Genomic DNA, 17027 nt, shown 5'->3' with positions numbered 1-17027 from the left:
GATCTCATCAGTAATGGCAGGGTCATCGTTGCGGCGGTTACACTGGGCCCTATGCCGACGTCAGCCCCGCCCAAGAACCGCTTCGAGCGACGCCGTGCCGAGACCCGCCAGGCGCTCGTCCGCGCGGCCCGGCAGATCCTCGCGGAGACCGGGGACACGAGCGCAAGCATCCAGGCCATCGCCGAGCGCGCCGATGTCGGCTTCGGGTCCTTCTACAACCACTTCGAGTCGAAGACGGAGCTGTTCGACGCGGCGGTGACGGACGCCCTGGAGGAGTTCGGGCAGGTCATCGACGCGCGCGTGGAAGGCATCGACGACCCGGCCGAGCTGGTCGCGGCCGGCTTCCGGCTCACCGCCCGGATGGCCGACTCCCACCCCGAGCTCACCCGGATCCTGCGTGACCGTGGCCTGGCCTACATCCACTCCGACCGCGGCCTGGCCCCGCGAGCGCTGCGCGACCTGGAGATCGGCATCGCCTCAGGCCGTTTCGACTGCGCCAACGCGACCACCGCCCTGTCCGCCGTGGGCGGCACCCTGATGTCCCTCGTGGCGCTACGGCTGGCCCGCCCCGACCTCGACGGCGACGAGGCCGCCTCCGACCTGGCCGCAATGGTCTTGCGGATGCTCGGCGTCCCCGCGGACGACGCCCGTGAGGTCACCCGTCGCCCGCTGCCCGAACTCGCCCGATGACCTCCTGCACCTGAAGTGCGGCCCTCTGTGGTGCTACGCCGGCGGCGACGAGGAACGCGGTTGCCGCGGCCTCACCAGTGGGGTCCGCCCACAGGCATGCGGCGTTCTCCTCAGCGAGGGCCAGCATGAGTGCCTCCAGTGCTCGGGCGAGCACGGGTGCGGGAAGGTGGTCCGCGAAGACGCCTTCGCGCTGACCGCGCCGTAGGGTTGCGACGGCTTCTGCCCGGGCCGGTGCCAGGGTGGTGCGGATCTCGTCCTCTCCCAGATGGCGCCGTCCCAAGGTGATGAGCACGCGGTAGTGGTCGCCCACCGTCCATGCCGCCAGCACCATCCGTGTCATCGCCTCGACCGGGTCGGCATCCGCGGTACGGGCTCCGGCGAACGCCTGCCGGAGTTCATGGCCTGCTTCCCGCGCCAGGTCGGCGATCAGCGCATGCCGGCTGGGGAAGTGTCCGTAGAGGGTGCGCCGGGCGACGCCGGCCGCCTGAGCGATGCTGTCGAGACTCGCGTCGGGGTCGTCGCGCAGTTTCCGCCGGGCGGTCGCGAGGATGCGCCTGTGGTTGGAGTGAGCATCCTTGCGCTGCACAGTACGGCCCGGGGTGTCGGTCGTCTGCATGGTTCTTTCTCTCCACGGTTGCCGCAAAGCCGTGGGCGCCGGTGCACCCTCACACACCGGCGCCCACTCACCCCTGCCCAGGGTGGCTTGTCGTCCTGCTGACGGGCGTCAGGGGACGAGGATGAGGCGGATCGGGTCGCCGATCTTGTTCTCGAGTCGGTGGACGGCGTCGGCGGCCTCGATGAGGGGGATGTGGTCGGTGATGGAGGGGGCCAGGTCGAGGCGGCCGGCCGCGGTCAGCTGCACCAGCTCGGAGACGGACTCGGGGAAGCCGCCGTAGTGGCCGCGCACCTGCTTCTGCAGGTAGTTGAAGGTCAGGCCCTCGGTGATGGTGAGCGGCCGGGGTGTGATGCCCACCAGGATCAGGGAGCCGCCCAGGCCGAGCACGGAGGCGGCCTGGTCGCGGACGGCGGGGACGCCGGCGCAGTCGAAGGCGAAGTCGAGGCCGCGTCCGCCGGTGGCTGCGCGGACCTGGTCGGCGAAGTCGGGGGCTGCCGGGTCGAGCGCGAGGTCCGCGCCGAAGGCCAGGGCACGCTCGCGAGCGCTGGGCAGCGGGTCGACGGCGATGATCGGGGCGGCGCCGACCAGGCGGGCGAGGCGTACGTTGTGCGCGCCGACTCCGCCCACGCCCCAGACCCCGACGGACTGGGCGGCACGGACGCCCGCGGTGGCGACGACGGCGGCGTAGGGAGTGGAGACCGCGTCGGGGATGATCGCGGCCTGGTCGAAGGGGAGGCTGTCGGGGATGGGAATGAGGGTGTCCTCGCGGGCGATCACGTACTCGGCCCAGCCGCCGTCGTAGTCGATGCCGGCGGTGAGCATCTGGGTGCAGGGGCGGTGGCGCACGCATCCGGCGCACGTGCCGCAGGTCTTGCCGGCCTCCAGGGTGACGCGGGCGCCGACGGGCAGGCCGCGCTTGAGGTCGGGGCCGAGCGTGTGGATGACACCGGAGACCTCGTGGCCGACGGTGATGGTGTCGGAGGTGGCGAACAGCGGGACGAGGGAGCCGTCGAGGAGGTGGACGTCGGAGAGGCAGACGCCGGCGGCCTTGACCTCGATGAGGACCTCGCCCGGGCCCGGCACGGGGATCGGGACCTCTTCCACGGCGAACTTCTTGCTGTCCAGGTGGAAGCGTCCGGCGAGCATGGTGTCCATGGTGGTCTGCTTTCTGTGAGCGGCACGGCCCGGTGGTTCGGGCCATGGGTGCCATGAGGTGTCTGAATGGCTGGTGGGGCCGGGAGGGCGTGCGGGGGAGGCAGGACGTCCGCACGCCCCCCGGCGGCTGGGGGGTCGGCGCGCCGTGACGGCGTGCGACGGTCAGGCGAAGACGTCCTGCTGGTAGCGCTCGTCCGCTTCGAGCTGGGCGAGCCACTGCTGGGCCCTCTCGTCGTCGCTGCCGGTCTTCTGGCGGTGGATGGCGGCGAGTGCCTCGCGGACGGCGGGGGCCATGCGGCGGCCGTCACCGCAGACGTAGATGTACGCGCCGTCCTCGATGGCCTGCCACACCGTGTCGGCGGCACGGGCGATGGCGTTCTGCACGAACCGGGCCGGGTGGCCGGTCACCGCGGAATAGGCGGTGTGGATCTGCGCGATCCCGGCCTGCTCCCAGTCCTGCATCTCCTGCTTGTAGAAGTAGTCGTGCTCCGGGTGGCGGCAGCCGACGAAGACCTGCGACGCGCCCACCTGGGTGCCGTTCGCGTGCTGTGTGGCCCGCTCCTCCAGGAAGCCGCGCAGCGGCGCGATGCCGGTGCCGGGGCCGATGAGGATCAGCGGCGTGGCGGGGTCGGCGGGCGGGGCGAACGTCGGGGAGGGCACGCGGACGTAGCCGTAGACGACGTCTCCGGGTTCGAGGGCGGCGATGTAGGCGGAGCAGGTGCCGCGGTACTGGCCGTCGCCGGACAGGGCCGGGCCTTCCAGGAGGCCGACGGTCAGGCGGACATGGCGCGGGTTGGCGGACGGGGCGGAGGAGATGGAGTAGAAGCGGGGACGGATGGGGCCCGTCATCTCCAGGAAGACCGCCAGGGGCAGCTCGACGGCCGGGAAGCGCTCCAGCAGGCCCAGGACGGAGATGCGCTTGCCGAGGATCTCTTTCTGGTAGCGCTCCTCGGCCTCCTGGGTTTCGGCGGTGTACGCCTGGAGCTGCGGCCGGGTCCACGGGCACTCGGTGTGCTCGGCGAGCGTCTGGATCTGGGAGCGGGTGGCCACGTCCTGCAGTTCGAGGAACTCGGTGAGCAGGATGCCGGCGGTGACCGGGGTGCCGACCGGCAGGTGGGTGCGGCCACCGGCCGGCTGGTCGAGCCGGAGCACCTGGTCGTAGTCGACGCCGAGCCGACTCAGCGCGCGCTCGACCAGGGCGAGTTCGTTCTTGGCGAAGACGGCCAGGTGGTTGCCGGTGTCGTAGGTGACGCCCTCGGGCAGCTCGAAGGTGATGGACTTCGCGGACGGGCGCGGCGGCTCGATACTGAAGTCCCACAGCCCGGTCGCGTCGGCCACGAGTTCCTCGTTGGCCACCACGGTGAGCGGGTACGCCTGCTCGGAGACGATGGCGGGGCGCACGTCGGACTCGGTGAGCAGCTGGACCTCGTAGCGGGGGCCGCTCGCCTGGGAGGTGTCGGCGGCGTACTCCTCGGCCAGAGTGGCCCACAGGGTGTTCATCCACCGCGTGGCCATGCCGTCGAAGTCACCGGCGGCGTCCGCGATGCCGCGCTCGACGATGGGGGTGGCGCCGGCCGCCAGCAGACCTTCCTCGATCCGCTTGGGGAATGCCTGGTAGGTGGCCACCCACTGGGTGTTGCCGGCGCCCAGCAGCGCGTACCGCACGTTGGACAGTGAGCCCTCGGGCAGTCCGGCGGCGAGCAGGTCGTCGAAGCGCTGGGCGTTGTCGGGAGCCTTGCCGTTGTAGCTGGCGGCGACCACGGCGAGCAGGCCCTCGGTGGGCAGGTTGTCGCCCAGCTCGTCCAGGCTCACCAGCGTGGTGCCGAAGCCGGAGCGCTCACTGCGGTCGGCGATGGTGCGGGCCAGGTCCTCGCAGGAGCCGAGGCTGGAGCCGTAGGCGACGGTCAGGTTCACCCCGACGCCGCTGACCGCTGCCTGCGCCTGCGTGTCCCCGGTCTGCAGGTCCGCGGCGCCGAAGACGGTCCGCTCGTGCTCCTGACGACGGCGGACGATCAGCTCGAAGTTGCCGGGCTTGCGCGTCAGCGCCTCCCGGGGGTCCATCTTGTAGTCGTTGGTGTCGGAGAACTTGAACTTCTGCAGCACCAGCGCGAGGGCCAGGCGGGCCTCGGTGAGCGCGAACTGGCGGCCGATGCAGGCACGTATGCCGTTGCCGAACGGCTTGTAGGCGTGCGGGTGCTGCTGGACGCGGTTCTCCGGCAGCCAGCGGTCGATGTCGAACTCGTCCGGCCGCTCCCACGCCTTGGGGTGTGTGTGCAGCGGGCCTTCCAGGATGAGGACCTTCGCACCCTTCTTCAGCTCGTAGTGGCCGCCGATGACGGTGTCCTCCCGCGCCGTCTTGCCGAACGACGGGATGGGAGCCCACAGGCGCAGCGTCTCGTCCAGGATCCGCGGGATGACGTCCAGCTGCATGATCGTGTCGTAGTCCGGGACCGTGTCGCCGGGCATCAGCCGGTCCACCTCGGCATAGGCCTGGGCCAGCACGTGCGGGTTGCGCATCAGCGAGTACGTGGCGAACGACAGCAGGCCGCTGGTGGTCTCGTGACCGGCGATCAGGAACGTCAGCACCTGGTCGCGGACGTTGTCGTCGGCCAGCCGCTTGCCGGTCTCCGGGTCGGTGGCCTCGAGCATCAGGCCCAGCAGATCCTCCTCACCGCCGCCCTTCCCCTCGCGGCGCTCCTTGATCACGCTCTCGACCAGCTCCTGCATCAGCCGGATGTTCTCGCCGTACTTCTTGGCATCGGCCTTGCGGAGCTTGGTCATCATCGGCAGCTCCTGCGAGCGCCGCAGCGACTCCACCAGCGCGCCCAGCAGCGCGTTGAGGAAGGGGTGCAGCTCCTCCTTCTCGAAGGAGTCGAACCGGTAGCCGAACCCCGACAGGGCGATCGTGTCCAGCGTTAGCCGGGTGTAGTCGTCGGTGATGTTGACCGACTGACCCTCCTTGCGCTCCCACTTGCCCGCCAGGTTCTGGGCGATCTCCAGCATCTGCCCGAAGTACGCCTTCATGGCCCGCTGGCTGAACGCCGGCAGGAGGATCCGGTGTGCCATGCCCCATTCCTCCTCGTGCTGGTGGGCCGTGAACAGGCCCGCGCCCGCGAAGTCCCGGACATGCTGCAGCGGCGTCTTCTCGATCTGCTTGAAGAACCGCGTCTCGTCGGAGACCTCGGCCACCAGGTCCGGGTCGTAGACGAAGATCTGCTCGATGCCGGCGATGTCCAGGCCGTAGATGCCCTCGGGGAACTGCTTGGACAGCTCGGCGAAGTACTCGACCGGGTTGGTGTCGGGGATCTGCGGCGTGTTGCCGAGCAGGGGGATCCCGCGCGGGGACCGGATGGGGCGAAGGTCGTTCGCGGAGTGCGTGGTCATGTCTTGCTCCTCTGCGGAGGGGGTGGAGGGGGTGGGCAAGGGCGCGCTGCGCAGGTCGATGCCGTGGCGCCGTACGGAAACATACGCCGTATGGAATTAGAACCATACGTGGTACGGAAAGTGGAGTGCAACCTCGAGAGCCCAGGCGGCGCTGTGGTGAAGCTCATTTCCGTACCGTGTATGGAACTGGTACCGTACGGGGTATGGAAAAGAAGGTGAGACGTCCCCCGCGGGGAACGAGGAAGAGAGACGTGCCTCTGACGGAGGCCGGGATCTATGCCGCCGCCCTGCGGCTCATCGACGAGGACGGGGTCGAGGCGCTCACCATGCGCAAACTCGCCACCGCGCTCGACGCGAACCCGATGTCGCTGTACCACCACGTGCCGAACAAGGAAGCCGTGCTGCGCGGCGTGACGAGAATGGTCGGAGCGCAGTTCCGCACCGTGACACTGGAGGACGCTCCCTGGCAGGAGCGGATCCGGCTGCTCGCCACGGACTTCCGGACCCTGGCGCACCGTCACCCCAAGCTGCTGGCGTACTCGTTCAGCCACCAGCCGGACTTCATCCAGTCCAACGACCCGTTCTGGACCGCCCTCACCGCCATCGTGGCCGCTGCCGGTGTGCCGCAGTCAGAGGTCTCGGAGATCGCCGCGCTGATGGTCGCCGTCGTCATCGGCGTCCTCACCGCAGAACTCAACGGCGCTCTCCACCAGTGGTCGACCCTCAAGTCCCATGGCCCTGAAGCCGACGAAGACGGGGCCGCGGACGCAGACCCCGGCTCTACGAGTGCGGCCCCTGAAGGCCCTGACCAGGACCACATGTTCCGTCTCGTGATGGACACGCTGATCACGGGCCTGGAAGGCCGCCTCACCGCCGGTCGTGACGGCCGGCACGCCGGCCATTGAGGAAGGTGTACCAGGTGGAAGATCGAACAGATCCGCGTCTCTTGCGCAGTCGTGAGGCCATGGTCCGGCGGCCACCGCGTTGCTCACGGAAGGTGGGCTGGAGGCCGTGACACATCAGACGGTTGCGACTCGAGCCGACGTCGGCAGGGCAACCGTCAACCGGCACTGGCCGAGCCTTCTCGACCTCCGCCTGGCCGCGCTGGAGACCGGCACGCCCCCTCTCCCTCCGGTACCCGAGGAGCTTCGGGCCGCTTCGGACCACGGACCCGCTCGGACCTCGGCGGCACCGCCTGGAACCAGTTCCTCCGCTGACCTGGGCCCGTGACCAGCGGTATGGGCGAGTACTCCCGTCCGCGCTCAGATGCAACACCGCAAGCCGTACCGACCTCGACAGGAACCGACGCAGGGGCATGTACGGCTGAAGAGGGCGTAAAAAGGGCCTATGGGTGCGAGAGGTCTATCGGGAGACCGCCTCATGGAGCAGCGCGCGGGGCGCGGGCTGCTGGTGATCGCGCTCGCACTGATCGTTGCCATCACGGTGACGGACATCGGCATCGGCACCAGTGTTCATCTGGGCCCGTTGCTGGTCATCGCGCCGACTCTGACCGCCTCCTTCGCCGGTCCACGGCTGACCGCCCTGGTCGGGGCTCTGGCGCAGGCAGCCCTGGTGATCATCTCGGTCTTCCACGGCGGGCTGACCACGACCAACCACGTGGCCCAGCTCATCGCCCTGGCCGTGCTGTCGGCTCTGGTGGTCTTCATTACCTGGGTGCGGGAGCGGCGTGCCCGGGAGCTGAGCCGGGTGCGGTCGGTGGCCGAGACGGCACAGCGGATTCTGCTGCGGCCTCCACCTCTCCGGATCGGGTCGTTGCGGGTGGCCTGGCTGTATCTGGCCGCTGAGGAGGAGGCCCAGATCGGGGGTGACCTCTTGGCGGTCGCCCGCGCCGATCATCCCAGCACCCGGGTACTCATCGGCGACGTACGAGGCCATGGGCTCGCCTCCATCGGCGAGGCGTCGGTGGTGATGGGCGCGTTCCGTGAGGGCGCTCACCGGTACGAATCCCTGCCCGAACTCGTCACCGCAGTCGAAGACAGCGTCTGCCGGAACCTGGAGGAGGTCGCCGATACCGCGCACGACGCCGACGAGCACTTCATCACTGCTGTCATGCTCGACATCCCCGATGAGGGCCCCCAGGCCGAGATTCTCAACTGCGGCCATCCGCCGCCCCTGCTGGTCCGGGGAGACCAGGTGATCGTCCTGCACTCCCGCCGGCCCGCGCCCCCCTTGGGCCTGTGCGCCCTCTGCGTCCGGAAGGACAGCACCGATCCCTTCACCTTGGAGCCGGGAGACATGCTGCTCCTCTACACCGACGGCGTGATCGAAGCCCGCTCACCGACCGGAGCCTTCTACCCCCTCGCCCAACGGGTCGCCTCCTTCCCCGCCTCAGGCCCCGACGCCCTGCTGCACCACATTCACCGCGACCTGCTCGAGCACACCGGCGAGCAACTCACCGACGACGCCGCTTTCCTGATCATCGAACGCACCTGATCGCGTCATCTGCACCGGCCGCACCTCATGCCTTCTGCCGGGGGATCTCCCCTATGACAAGCGCTGTTGGATGCCGGCCCTCGTGGCTCAAGCTCCGGTCGCAGGACTCACCCTTCGGCGAGGAAGTGCGCCAGCAAGCGGTCGAAGTCGCTGTGGCCGAGCTCGGCCCCCCGGGGCACCACTGCCTCCGTTTCCTGCAGGAACGCCTTGAATTCCTGCGCTGGGGCCTTGAGCAGGGCCGTACCGGACGGCGGGTTGAGAAGGATGTACAAGTCGCGGCAGCCCTCCTCGCCGGTGGGCCATATGCGAACGTCTCCCTCGCCGGCGGGGCCCTCCAGGCCGTCGATCAGCACATCGCGCCCGATGATCCATTCCACCGGCTCGTCGCTGTCGACATCGGTGGTGAATGCGGCATGGACCACGTAGGGATCACTTGGCTCGTACCGCAGATTCATGATCATGGGAAAGGCCGTCGCATGCACGCCGACAAGCTTCACAGGCAGCCCCTGGATCACAGTTCTCAATGACTTCATCGGGTCTTACTCCTGGTGCTTCGAGTCATCCGGGGAGGGCCATCGGAAGGGTGGTCGCCGGATTCAAAGGGGTTGTACAGAGACGCGGTTACTGCGAGGACCGGTGGCGGTCGGCAGGAGGGCACCCGCAGGAGCAGTTCTTCGTGCCGTCGCAAGGGCGCCCGGCCGACGAGAGCAGGCGAGGCCACCACTGTCGGCCGGGGCCGTCACGGAGATGTGGCCAACGGTGGTTGCCGGACAAAGGGCGCCCTTGGTCTCAGCGATCGACGCGAAGACACCGGAACCACCCTCGCAGGGCCGCCGGATACCGGCCCTTCTGGCCGCGTCACCCGTGGCAGGCCGACCGTCAGCGCAAGGGAGAGTCCACGGTGGGCGTCAGCAGGATCTCGTCGAGGCCGACGATCTGGCTGATGTCGAAGCCCTCCATGTCCGCGCGGAATTCAGGACTCGACAGGTATGCCTCCAGCCGCTCCTGCACGTCGTCGGCGTCCTTGTAGGAAACGAGGGCGTACAGCCGGGGAGTGCCGCTTCCGGGCGCCGCGGGCACCGTCCAGACGCCGTGGGTGGTGATCCGGTGCTTGGCCATACCGGGAATGTGCTGGGCCCAGATCTTCTCGTAGGCGGTGAGCGCGTCGGAGCTGCGCAGGGTGTAGACGCGAAGCTGGTACTGGGACATGACACTGGTTCCTTTGCTTCTGAGCATGGATGGTCGGCGGTCAGCCTTGGGGGAGGAGGTGTGCCAGTTCGGCATCCCAGTCGATGAGTCCGGACTCGGTACCCCGTGGCACCAGAGCCTGGCTGTCCTGAAGGAAGGACGAGATGTCCTGCACGGGGACCTCGAGCAAGGCGGTGCCTGCGGAAGAACCGAGGGCGATGTAGACCGACTCGTCACCCCGCCCTGCGGCCGACCAGATCCGGACGTCCGCGTGGCCTGCGGAACCCTCCAGACCGTCAGCCAGAAGATCCCGCCCCAGGATCCATTCGACCGGCTCGCCACAGTCGACGAAGAAGGCGGCACGGACGACATAGGGATCAGCGGGCTCGTAGCGCAGACGTACGCAGAGAGGCAACGAGTAGACGTGCGAGACGACCAGTTGCACGGTCACCCGCCGTTCCACGACCTTCAGGGACTTCTTCATCGGCTTCCGCTCCCGGGTATGGCTCGGCGGTGTCTCACACCGGCCGGTGGCGAAGAGGCAGCGCGGGCGGAGGCGGTACAGCAGGGCGCGGGCGCCGGACGGCACCGGCGCACCGCATGAGGAGTGGTGCTGCACTCACTCGGCCGGCGGTCGGGGACGCCACCCTCCGACCGCCGGACGGATCCCCGCCGCCGGCAGGGACAGGGCCGAGGAGAACCGCTTGCACACATGGCCGATACCCGTCTCACCGGTCGTCGCGGCTCACGTCGTGGTGGCGCCTGCCCCAGCCGTCGTGCTCGCAGCGGTCCCCGTCGTGGCGGTAGGGCCTGTCGGACGTCCAGCCGTGTCCCTCGTCCTCCCAGCGGTAGAAGTGACCATCGCGGTAGTAGAGCCCGTCGCAGTCGTGCCGGGTTGAATCGCTGCCGTGGCGGTCCTGGTACCAGCCGCGGGTCTCGTCGCAGGAGTAGCCCCGCTCGAGCAGGTAGCCGACACCGTGGTCCCAGCTGTAATCAGCGGCCACGGCCACGGCCCCGTCGGTCGGGTGCTGGGCGTGCGTGGACGCAAGGGGCGCGGCCGAAGCGGTGCCACCGGCACCGAGGACGGCGGCACCGGCGACCGCGACGGAGGAGGCAGTGAGGGCGATGCGCTTCGCAAGCTTGTTCATGATCTTTCCTTCCTGAGGGGGGTGATCTGCGCCAACGGCGGTTCTGTCAGGCGATGTATGACGCCCGGTGTGGTCCGAGCCAGCAGTTCCATACGTCGTATGGAAGCGCGCTTCCAGTGTTACCATACGTCGTATGGAAATGTCGAAGTGACGAAGGTAACCGTTGACCGGCCGGCACGAGCGCCCGCAGATGTCGCTCTTCAGCGCGAGCTGCCCGTCGCCGTCCCCGGCCGCCGACCTTCCTCGCTCGAAGTCACGGATGCCTCCAGTTCGCCGCAGAGGCGGGTTTGCGATCGCCGGAAGGCGGGACGAGCATTTTTTTAGAACCTGCTCATTCGGTGGCCTGGCCGGGGCGACGGGAGGGACAGCCGGCCCCGTCGCCTGACGGGAGGCTTGAGAAACCGGCCCTTGGATTCATGACCGAGGCTGCATGACCGGGTCGACGGTCGCCGTGGGGCGGAGGCAGAGCGGAAGGAGTCTGCCCATGCGGATCGTCGTGGACCTGAATCGGTGCCAGGGATACGCGCAATGCGTGTATCTGGCGCACGAGGTCTTCAGGCTGAACGGCCAGGAGGCGCTCACCTATGAGCCGAACCCCGATGACCCGCGGCGCCTGCAGGTCGAGCGAGCGGCTGCGGCGTGCCCGGTGCAGGCGATCGTCATCGACCGCCTGGACGGCGCGGAGCGGGGCGAGACGCCATGACTCTGCGGGCAACGGTCGCAGAGCTGGTGCGGGAGTTCCGGGCCAGCGGCCGGATCGTCATCGTGGGTGCTTCTCTGGCCGGGCTCCGGGCCGCGGAGACGCTGCGCGAGGAGGGCTTCACCGGTTCCCTGACCATCATCGGGGACGAGCCGTACGAGCCGTATGACCGTCCGCCGCTGTCCAAACAGGTGCTCAAGGGCTGGGTGCCGGCCGACCACACCAAACTGCCCCGCATGCGAGAGGTGGACGCGGAATGGCGGCTCGGGGTGGCCGCCGTCGGGCTGGACCGCGTGACCAAACAGGTGCACCTGGCCGACGGGGAGCAGGTCCCGTACGACCGGTTGCTGATCGCCACGGGGACCCGCGCACGCCAGTGGCCGAACCCGGCCGAGGCAGCCCTGCACGGGGTGCACACGATTCGCTCGCGTGATGATGCTGCGCAGCTGCAGAAGGAGCTGGCCGAGCCGCCGTCGCGGGTCCTGGTTATCGGCGCCGGGTTCATCGGCTCGGAAGTGGCCTCTGTCTGCCGGGAGCTCGACATCCCGGTGACCGTCGTCGAGCGCGGTTCGGCGCCGCTGGTCGGCGCGCTGGGCGGGGTGATCGGGGAGATCGCCGCGCAGATGCAGCGCGATCACAGCGTGGACCTGCGCTGCGGGCTGGGCGTGTCGTCGCTGGAGGGCGACTCCGAAGGGCATGTGCGGCGGGCGCACCTGTCCGACGGAACCACTGTCGACGCCGATGTGGTGGTGGCCTCGCTGGGGTCGATCCGGAACGTGGAGTGGCTGGAGGGCTCGGGGCTGGCGGCCGGTTTCTAGGGTGTCGGGTGCGATGCCGGCGGCCGCGCCTTCGACATCAATGGTGTGGTCACCGACAGCGTCTACGTGGCAGGGGACGTGGCGCGTGCACCGCATGTGCTCTACGAGTACCAGTTCCTGGCGATGGAGCATTGGGACAACGCGGTTTTCGGTGCGGAGGTAGCGGCGCACAACATGGTGAACCTGGAGCCCCACTATCGTCCGCATCTGCTGCTGCCCGGCTTCTGGTCCGGTCAGTTCGGCGTGAACATCAAGTCCGTCGGCGTGCCGCCTTTCGGTGACGAGATCGTCTTCACTCAAGGATCGGTCGAGGAGCGCCGTTTCGCCGCCGCCTACGGTCACCGGGGCCGCATCGTCGCGGCCGTCACCTTCGATCACGGCAAGTGGCTGGAGTACTACGGGAAGTTGATCCAGCAGTCAGGGCCATTCCCGCCTCCGCCGGCGGGCTGGGACCAGCCGCCCGACATGAAGCCGATGCCGGCCGAGTTCCCGGACCCAAGGGTCCCGACTGCGATCCCCGACGTCGTCCTGACCGGACACGCCCCGAGCGAGCGGACGGCCGAGTTCCGGCCGCGCCGCCACTGACGCGCGCGTCGGGGCGGACAGCATCGACCAGAGAAGCGGACAGCATCGACCAGAGAAGAGGGAGGAAAGCCTCGTGGTGGAGGAAACCCCCTGGCAGCAGGCCCTCCGGTATGCCAACCGCGCCAATCCGTACCCGTTCTACGAGGAACTGCGCAAGACTCCGGTGGCGCGGCAACCGGACGGCACCTATGTCGTCAGCACCTACCGGGAGATCGTGGCGCTTCTGCATGACCCTCGGGTCAGTTCGGATCCACGGAAGTGTCCCGTCCCAGCCGGGGCCCAGGCGCAGGGCTCGGGGGAGTCGGTGGCCGAGCCGATCAGGGAGGTGTTGACCGAACCGAACATCATCACCTGCGATCCGCCCGAGCACGATCGGGATCGCCGGATGATGATGCCGCATTTCGTCGGTCCGCCCCATGCCCCTCACCTCATCTCCGACCTGGAGCCCGAGGTCCGCCGCATCGTCGACGGACTCCTGGACGACATGAAGGGCAAGAATCGGATCGATGCCGTCGACGAGTTCGCCTATCCCTTGCCGGTGACGGTGATCTGCAAGGTTCTGGGCGTGCCGCTGGAGGACGAGCCACGCTTCCACCACTGGATCGAGACCGCCCTGGACGCTTTGGACTTCGGTCCCGAGGCCGCCTCCGAAGAGATCCGCAGCCGGCAGGCTGGGGGCCGGCAGGCCGTGCGGGATTTCGGGCAGTTCGCAGCCGAGCTGCTCGACAGGTACGCCGAACAGCCCGGTCCCGGCATGCTCTCGGCGATGGTGAACGAGGACGGCCCGGAGGGAGGGATGCCCAAGGGTGTGCTCGCGAGCAACACCCTGCTCCTGATCTTCGCGGGACACGAGACCACGGTCAATCTCATCGCCCACAGCGTGCTCACCCTGCTGCGCCACCCCGACGCGCTCGAGAAGCTGCGGCGCCGGCCCGACCTGATCGTGCCGGGGGTGGAGGAACTGCTGCGCTTCGAGTCGTCGGTGCAGTTCTGGCATACCCGCTCCGCCCTGGAGGACATCGACATCGCCGGCATCACCATCCCGAAGGGGGCGCCGATCTTCCTGGCGTACGGCTCGGCCAACCGCGACCCGGAACGGTTCACCGACCCCGACGAACTCGACCTGGAACGCTCCGACAACCAGCACCTCGGATTCAGCCAGGGCATCCACTTCTGCTTCGGCGCCCCGCTCGCGCGACTCGAGGTTCAGATTGCGGTCGGCGAGTTCGTCCGCCGGGTGCAGAATCCCCGGCTCGTCGAGGACCCGCCGCCGTACCGGCACAACCAGATATTCCGCGGCCCGCGTCACGTCCTGGTCGACATCGACGGCATCCGCGACTGACCAGTGTGCGCGTGAAGGCGGGCTTTTCAACTCGTCGATTGGCGGCAGCCGCCCGAACTGCGCGAGGTGCCGGTGCCCGAGCCCGGCGCGGGCCAGGTGCTGGTGAAGGTCGCAGGTGCCGGTGCCTGTCACTCCGATCTGCACATCATGCAGGCACCTGCACCGCTACCCGGCTTCACGGATCCGCCCTTCACGCTCGGCCATGAGAATGCGGGGTGGGTGGAGCGGCTGGGACCGGGCGTCACGGGGTTCGAGCCCGGGGACCCTGTGATCGTCTACGGCTCTTGGGGCTGTGGCATCTGCGCCAACTGCCGTCAGGGCCAGGAGAACTACTGCCAGAAGCGCGCGGGTGAGGGACCGGGCCTGCGCGGTGGACACGACGGCGGCATGGCCGAGTACCTGCTGGTCCCGGCGGCGCGCTACCTGATTCCGCTCGGCACCCTCGATCCCCGCCAGGCCGCCCCGCTCAGCGACGCCGGACTGACCGGCTATCACGCTGTGAAGCGGTCGCTGCACCTGCTGGGACCGGGCTCGACCGCGGTCGTGATCGGGGCCGGCGGTCTGGGCCAGATGACCATCCAGATTCTGCGCGCGCTGAGCGCGGCGACCACCGTCGTCGCCGTGGACACCGACGCCGGCAAGCTGGAGAACGCCCAGCGCTTGGGCGCCGAGGAGGCTCTGCTCTCGGGCGACGAGGCGATCGCGCGCATCAGGGACATGACGGAGCAGCAGGGCGCTCAGCTCGTGCTGGACATGGTGGGCATCGACGCGACCCTGCGGATGGCTGCCCGAAGCCGGATCGACCGGACCCGGCGAGCGGCGACACCACACCACCTCCGCGGGCCGTCGGCCGGCGAGGGGTCCTTTCACGCTCATCTCGGCGCGGCTGTGATGGCGACGCCGGCGTCGTGCGGCGCGCTCAACCGGGCGGCGCCGTCTCGGACATCGGCTCATTCATCAGGGCGGCAGGCGGCCGTCGAAATATTCGGTCGGTCCGACGTCCAGGTCCCGCTCGAACACGGACCGGGCGAGGGCGATCAACAAGCCGCTCTCATCCCGGGTCCTCGCTGTCTGCCAGGTCCGTCCGCTCAAGCTGTGCCCTGCAACCCCGACCCGCCTGTCAACGATCTTTCGCCTGACGAGGAAAGGCGCAGCCGTCGGCCCGGGCGAACTCCCCGCTGCGCTTGTGGCGGCCGGCTTCCACGGGGCCGTCATCCGGGGGCGTCGGACCGGTCGGCCGTCTCGGGGCCGTTGTCTGCCCGTGTCGGCAGCCCCAGTGGCCGACCGCCGCGGTGAGCCCAGATGTCACCGAGGACGACCTGGATGATGCCGGTGACGGGAATCGCCAGCAGGGCACCGAGGATCCCGGCGACTTCGGCGGCGATCAGGGTGGCCAGCAGCACGGTGAGGGGGTTGAGTTTCACCGTCCGAGACAGGATGACCGGTTGCAGGAGGTGGTTCTCGGCCTGCTGATAGACGATGAAGAAGATGATGGCCCCGATGCCGGCCGGCAGGGAGTGGACGAACGCCACTGCGGAGGCGACGACAGCTCCTATCGTGGCTCCCACCAGGGGAATGAGGTCGGTCACGGCGACGAAGAGGGCCAGCAGGCCGGCGAACGGCACTCCGGAAACCAGCAGCACGACGTAGGTCAGAAGCCCGCAGATGACGCTGATCAGCAAGTTCCCGGTCAGATAGCCGTTGACGGTACGGGCGCACGCGGCTCCGACGCGGCGTATGCGGACCGCGGGCGCCTCTTCCACGAGGGCCAGGGACCGGTCTATGGCCTTGGGGCCCTCCAGCACCATCAGATAGGCCAGCACGAAAATAGTGAGAGCGCCCGCCGCGGTGCTCGCTGCACCGCGGAGAAACTTTGCGACGGGCGTGCTCAGTCCGGTGGCGAACGCGCGGATCTGCGCCCGATGGTGCTGGACATACTGCAGAGCGTGCGTCCGTTCCAGCAGGTTGCCGACTGGCCCGCGCCCGGCCTGGGCGTCCCTGATCATCGTGGGCAGGCGACCGGCGAACCGGCTTCCCTCCTGGGCCAGGGGGATGACGAACAGGGCGACCACCGCGCCGACGGCCGCGGCCGCGGCCAGGAAGACCAGCAAGGCGGCCACCGAACGTCGGCACCGCGGCACCCGTCGCTGCAGGGCCTCCACCGCCGGATGAAGGGAGACGGCCAGGAACAACGCGATGACCGCCCAGATCAGGACCCGGCGAGCCTGGACCACCAGCTCGAGTACGACGTAGGTGGCGAGCACCAGGCCGATGGTGGCGAGGATGGTTCGCACCGGAACCGGACGCGTCGCCATGGGCATCGGGTGCCCAGCCCCGGTCACGGGAAAACGAGGAGACCTCTTCGCCCGGTGGGCGACCCTTCCCGGCACTGTCGTACTTGACCCCTTCCAGCACGGGCTGCGGTGAGTCGCCACCGGCCACCAGGGACGGAGTCGGAGACAACCCATGGATGCTTCGGCCGTCCGCAACGGATCGCCCCCGAGGCTGCCGCGTCCGTCACGTCCTGGGCGTTCTCGCCTCGGTGCGGGTGGCGCTGGAGAAGGGCCCCGGCCGGACTCTCATCCGTCACCTCGCCATGGATCTCGGCCTGGACCGTGAGGACCCTTCGGCCGCGCTGGAGGCTCTCCCGGACGGCGTCGAGTCGCGCGTGGATCTGGGGTACGCAGTCGTCGTGTACGCCGACGCCCCGGTCCTCCCCGCCGGGCTGGACGGCGAAGCCGTCGGACTGCCGAGTCCCGTGCGGTGCCGCATCAGTCCTCGGGCGCTGCGGGTATGGGTTCCCCGGCATCGTCCCGGCGCCCGGTCTGCCGGGCGATCCCCGGGGTGGGCCGCCATCCGGCGGGTGGTCTGAGCCTCGGGGAGCCGATCCCACCCGCCGCGCATGCTCCGCGGAACCCGCTACCCGTCCGTTCACCTGTAGAGCCGT

At 69.1% G+C, this 17027-nt stretch carries 15 protein-coding genes and 2 pseudogenes; 9 read left to right on the top strand and 8 right to left on the bottom strand.

The window, feature by feature from the left end:
• Positions 1–51 precede the first annotated feature (51 nt).
• The gene (locus tag ABZ919_RS06185; RefSeq protein ID WP_361243321.1) at positions 52–690 is read left to right on the top strand and encodes a TetR/AcrR family transcriptional regulator; all 639 of its coding nucleotides are present in this window, start codon (positions 52–54) and stop codon (positions 688–690) included.
• Here ABZ919_RS06185 and ABZ919_RS06180 read toward each other — a convergent pair.
• From ABZ919_RS06180 to ABZ919_RS06170, 3 genes are all read right to left on the bottom strand, one after another.
• Positions 656–1306 carry a TetR/AcrR family transcriptional regulator gene (locus ABZ919_RS06180; protein WP_361243320.1) on the bottom strand — a complete coding sequence of 217 codons (651 nt, stop codon included), beginning with the start codon at positions 1304–1306 and terminating at the stop codon, positions 656–658. The two genes, ABZ919_RS06185 and ABZ919_RS06180, sit on opposite strands and share 35 nt — an antisense overlap.
• A 108-nt stretch (positions 1307–1414) precedes the next feature.
• The gene (locus ABZ919_RS06175) at positions 1415–2461 is read right to left on the bottom strand and encodes a zinc-binding dehydrogenase (RefSeq protein ID WP_361243318.1); all 1047 of its coding nucleotides are present in this window, start codon (positions 2459–2461) and stop codon (positions 1415–1417) included.
• 162 nt (positions 2462–2623) lie between these two features.
• On the bottom strand, positions 2624–5845 hold the full coding sequence (locus ABZ919_RS06170) for a cytochrome P450 (protein WP_361243316.1): 3222 nt from the start codon (positions 5843–5845) through the stop codon (positions 2624–2626).
• Positions 5846–6096: 251 nt separating this feature from the next.
• Between ABZ919_RS06170 and ABZ919_RS06165 the strand changes: the two genes are divergently transcribed.
• The 3 genes from ABZ919_RS06165 to ABZ919_RS06155 all read left to right on the top strand — a co-directional run bounded on the left by ABZ919_RS06165 (position 6097) and on the right by ABZ919_RS06155 (position 8299).
• Positions 6097–6750 (top strand): TetR/AcrR family transcriptional regulator, encoded by a 654-nt coding sequence (locus tag ABZ919_RS06165; RefSeq protein WP_361243314.1) that lies wholly within the window; start codon positions 6097–6099, stop codon positions 6748–6750.
• A gap of 106 nt (positions 6751–6856) precedes the next feature.
• Entirely contained in the window at positions 6857–7075 is a 219-nt protein-coding gene (locus ABZ919_RS06160) for a hypothetical protein (RefSeq protein ID WP_361243312.1), read from the top strand.
• A gap of 150 nt (positions 7076–7225) precedes the next feature.
• A complete protein-coding gene (locus ABZ919_RS06155; protein WP_361243310.1) occupies positions 7226–8299 on the top strand; it encodes a PP2C family protein-serine/threonine phosphatase in 1074 nt (357 codons plus the stop codon).
• Between the two features lie 107 nt (positions 8300–8406).
• On the opposite strand, the gene ABZ919_RS06150 is transcribed toward ABZ919_RS06155, so the two are convergent.
• From ABZ919_RS06150 to ABZ919_RS06135, 4 genes are all read right to left on the bottom strand, one after another.
• Entirely contained in the window at positions 8407–8832 is a 426-nt protein-coding gene (locus ABZ919_RS06150; protein WP_361243308.1) for an SsgA family sporulation/cell division regulator, read from the bottom strand.
• Positions 8833–9178: 346 nt separating this feature from the next.
• Positions 9179–9508: an NIPSNAP family protein gene (locus ABZ919_RS06145; RefSeq protein WP_361243306.1), complete on the bottom strand. Its 330-nt coding sequence runs from the start codon at positions 9506–9508 to the stop codon at positions 9179–9181.
• 40 nt (positions 9509–9548) lie between these two features.
• Positions 9549–9971, bottom strand: coding sequence for an SsgA family sporulation/cell division regulator (locus ABZ919_RS06140; RefSeq protein ID WP_361243305.1), 423 nt, complete (start codon positions 9969–9971; stop codon positions 9549–9551).
• 244 nt (positions 9972–10215) lie between these two features.
• Complete coding sequence (locus ABZ919_RS06135; RefSeq protein ID WP_361243303.1) at positions 10216–10635, bottom strand: hypothetical protein; 420 nt, start codon at positions 10633–10635, stop codon at positions 10216–10218.
• Between the two features lie 484 nt (positions 10636–11119).
• Between ABZ919_RS06135 and ABZ919_RS06130 the strand changes: the two genes are divergently transcribed.
• The 4 genes and pseudogenes from ABZ919_RS06130 to ABZ919_RS06115 all read left to right on the top strand — a co-directional run bounded on the left by ABZ919_RS06130 (position 11120) and on the right by ABZ919_RS06115 (position 15376).
• Positions 11120–11338, top strand: coding sequence for a ferredoxin (locus tag ABZ919_RS06130; RefSeq protein WP_361243301.1), 219 nt, complete (start codon positions 11120–11122; stop codon positions 11336–11338).
• A pseudogene (locus ABZ919_RS06125) lies at positions 11335–12738 on the top strand (FAD/NAD(P)-binding oxidoreductase). The gene ABZ919_RS06130 and the pseudogene ABZ919_RS06125 overlap by 4 nt, the downstream one beginning before the upstream one ends.
• A 73-nt stretch (positions 12739–12811) precedes the next feature.
• Positions 12812–14080 (top strand): cytochrome P450, encoded by a 1269-nt coding sequence (locus ABZ919_RS06120; RefSeq protein ID WP_361243300.1) that lies wholly within the window; start codon positions 12812–12814, stop codon positions 14078–14080.
• 72 nt (positions 14081–14152) lie between these two features.
• Positions 14153–15376, top strand: coding sequence for an alcohol dehydrogenase catalytic domain-containing protein (locus tag ABZ919_RS06115; protein ID WP_361243299.1), 1224 nt, complete (start codon positions 14153–14155; stop codon positions 15374–15376).
• On the opposite strand, the gene ABZ919_RS06110 is transcribed toward ABZ919_RS06115, so the two are convergent.
• Complete coding sequence (locus ABZ919_RS06110; protein WP_361243297.1) at positions 15292–16395, bottom strand: AI-2E family transporter; 1104 nt, start codon at positions 16393–16395, stop codon at positions 15292–15294. The two genes, ABZ919_RS06115 and ABZ919_RS06110, sit on opposite strands and share 85 nt — an antisense overlap.
• 371 nt (positions 16396–16766) lie before the next feature.
• On the opposite strand from ABZ919_RS06110, the pseudogene ABZ919_RS06105 reads away from it, so the two are divergent.
• Positions 16767–16952, top strand: a pseudogene (locus tag ABZ919_RS06105) (diacylglycerol kinase); the annotation flags it as partial.
• Positions 16953–17027: the final 75 nt, after the last annotated feature.

Source organism: Streptomyces sp. NPDC046759 (assembly GCF_040645475.1).
In the GTDB taxonomy this organism is placed as follows: Bacteria; Actinomycetota; Actinomycetes; order Streptomycetales; family Streptomycetaceae; genus Streptomyces.
The sequence above is the reverse complement of the archived record's forward strand: the minus strand, read 5'-3'. Positions and strand labels throughout refer to the sequence as shown.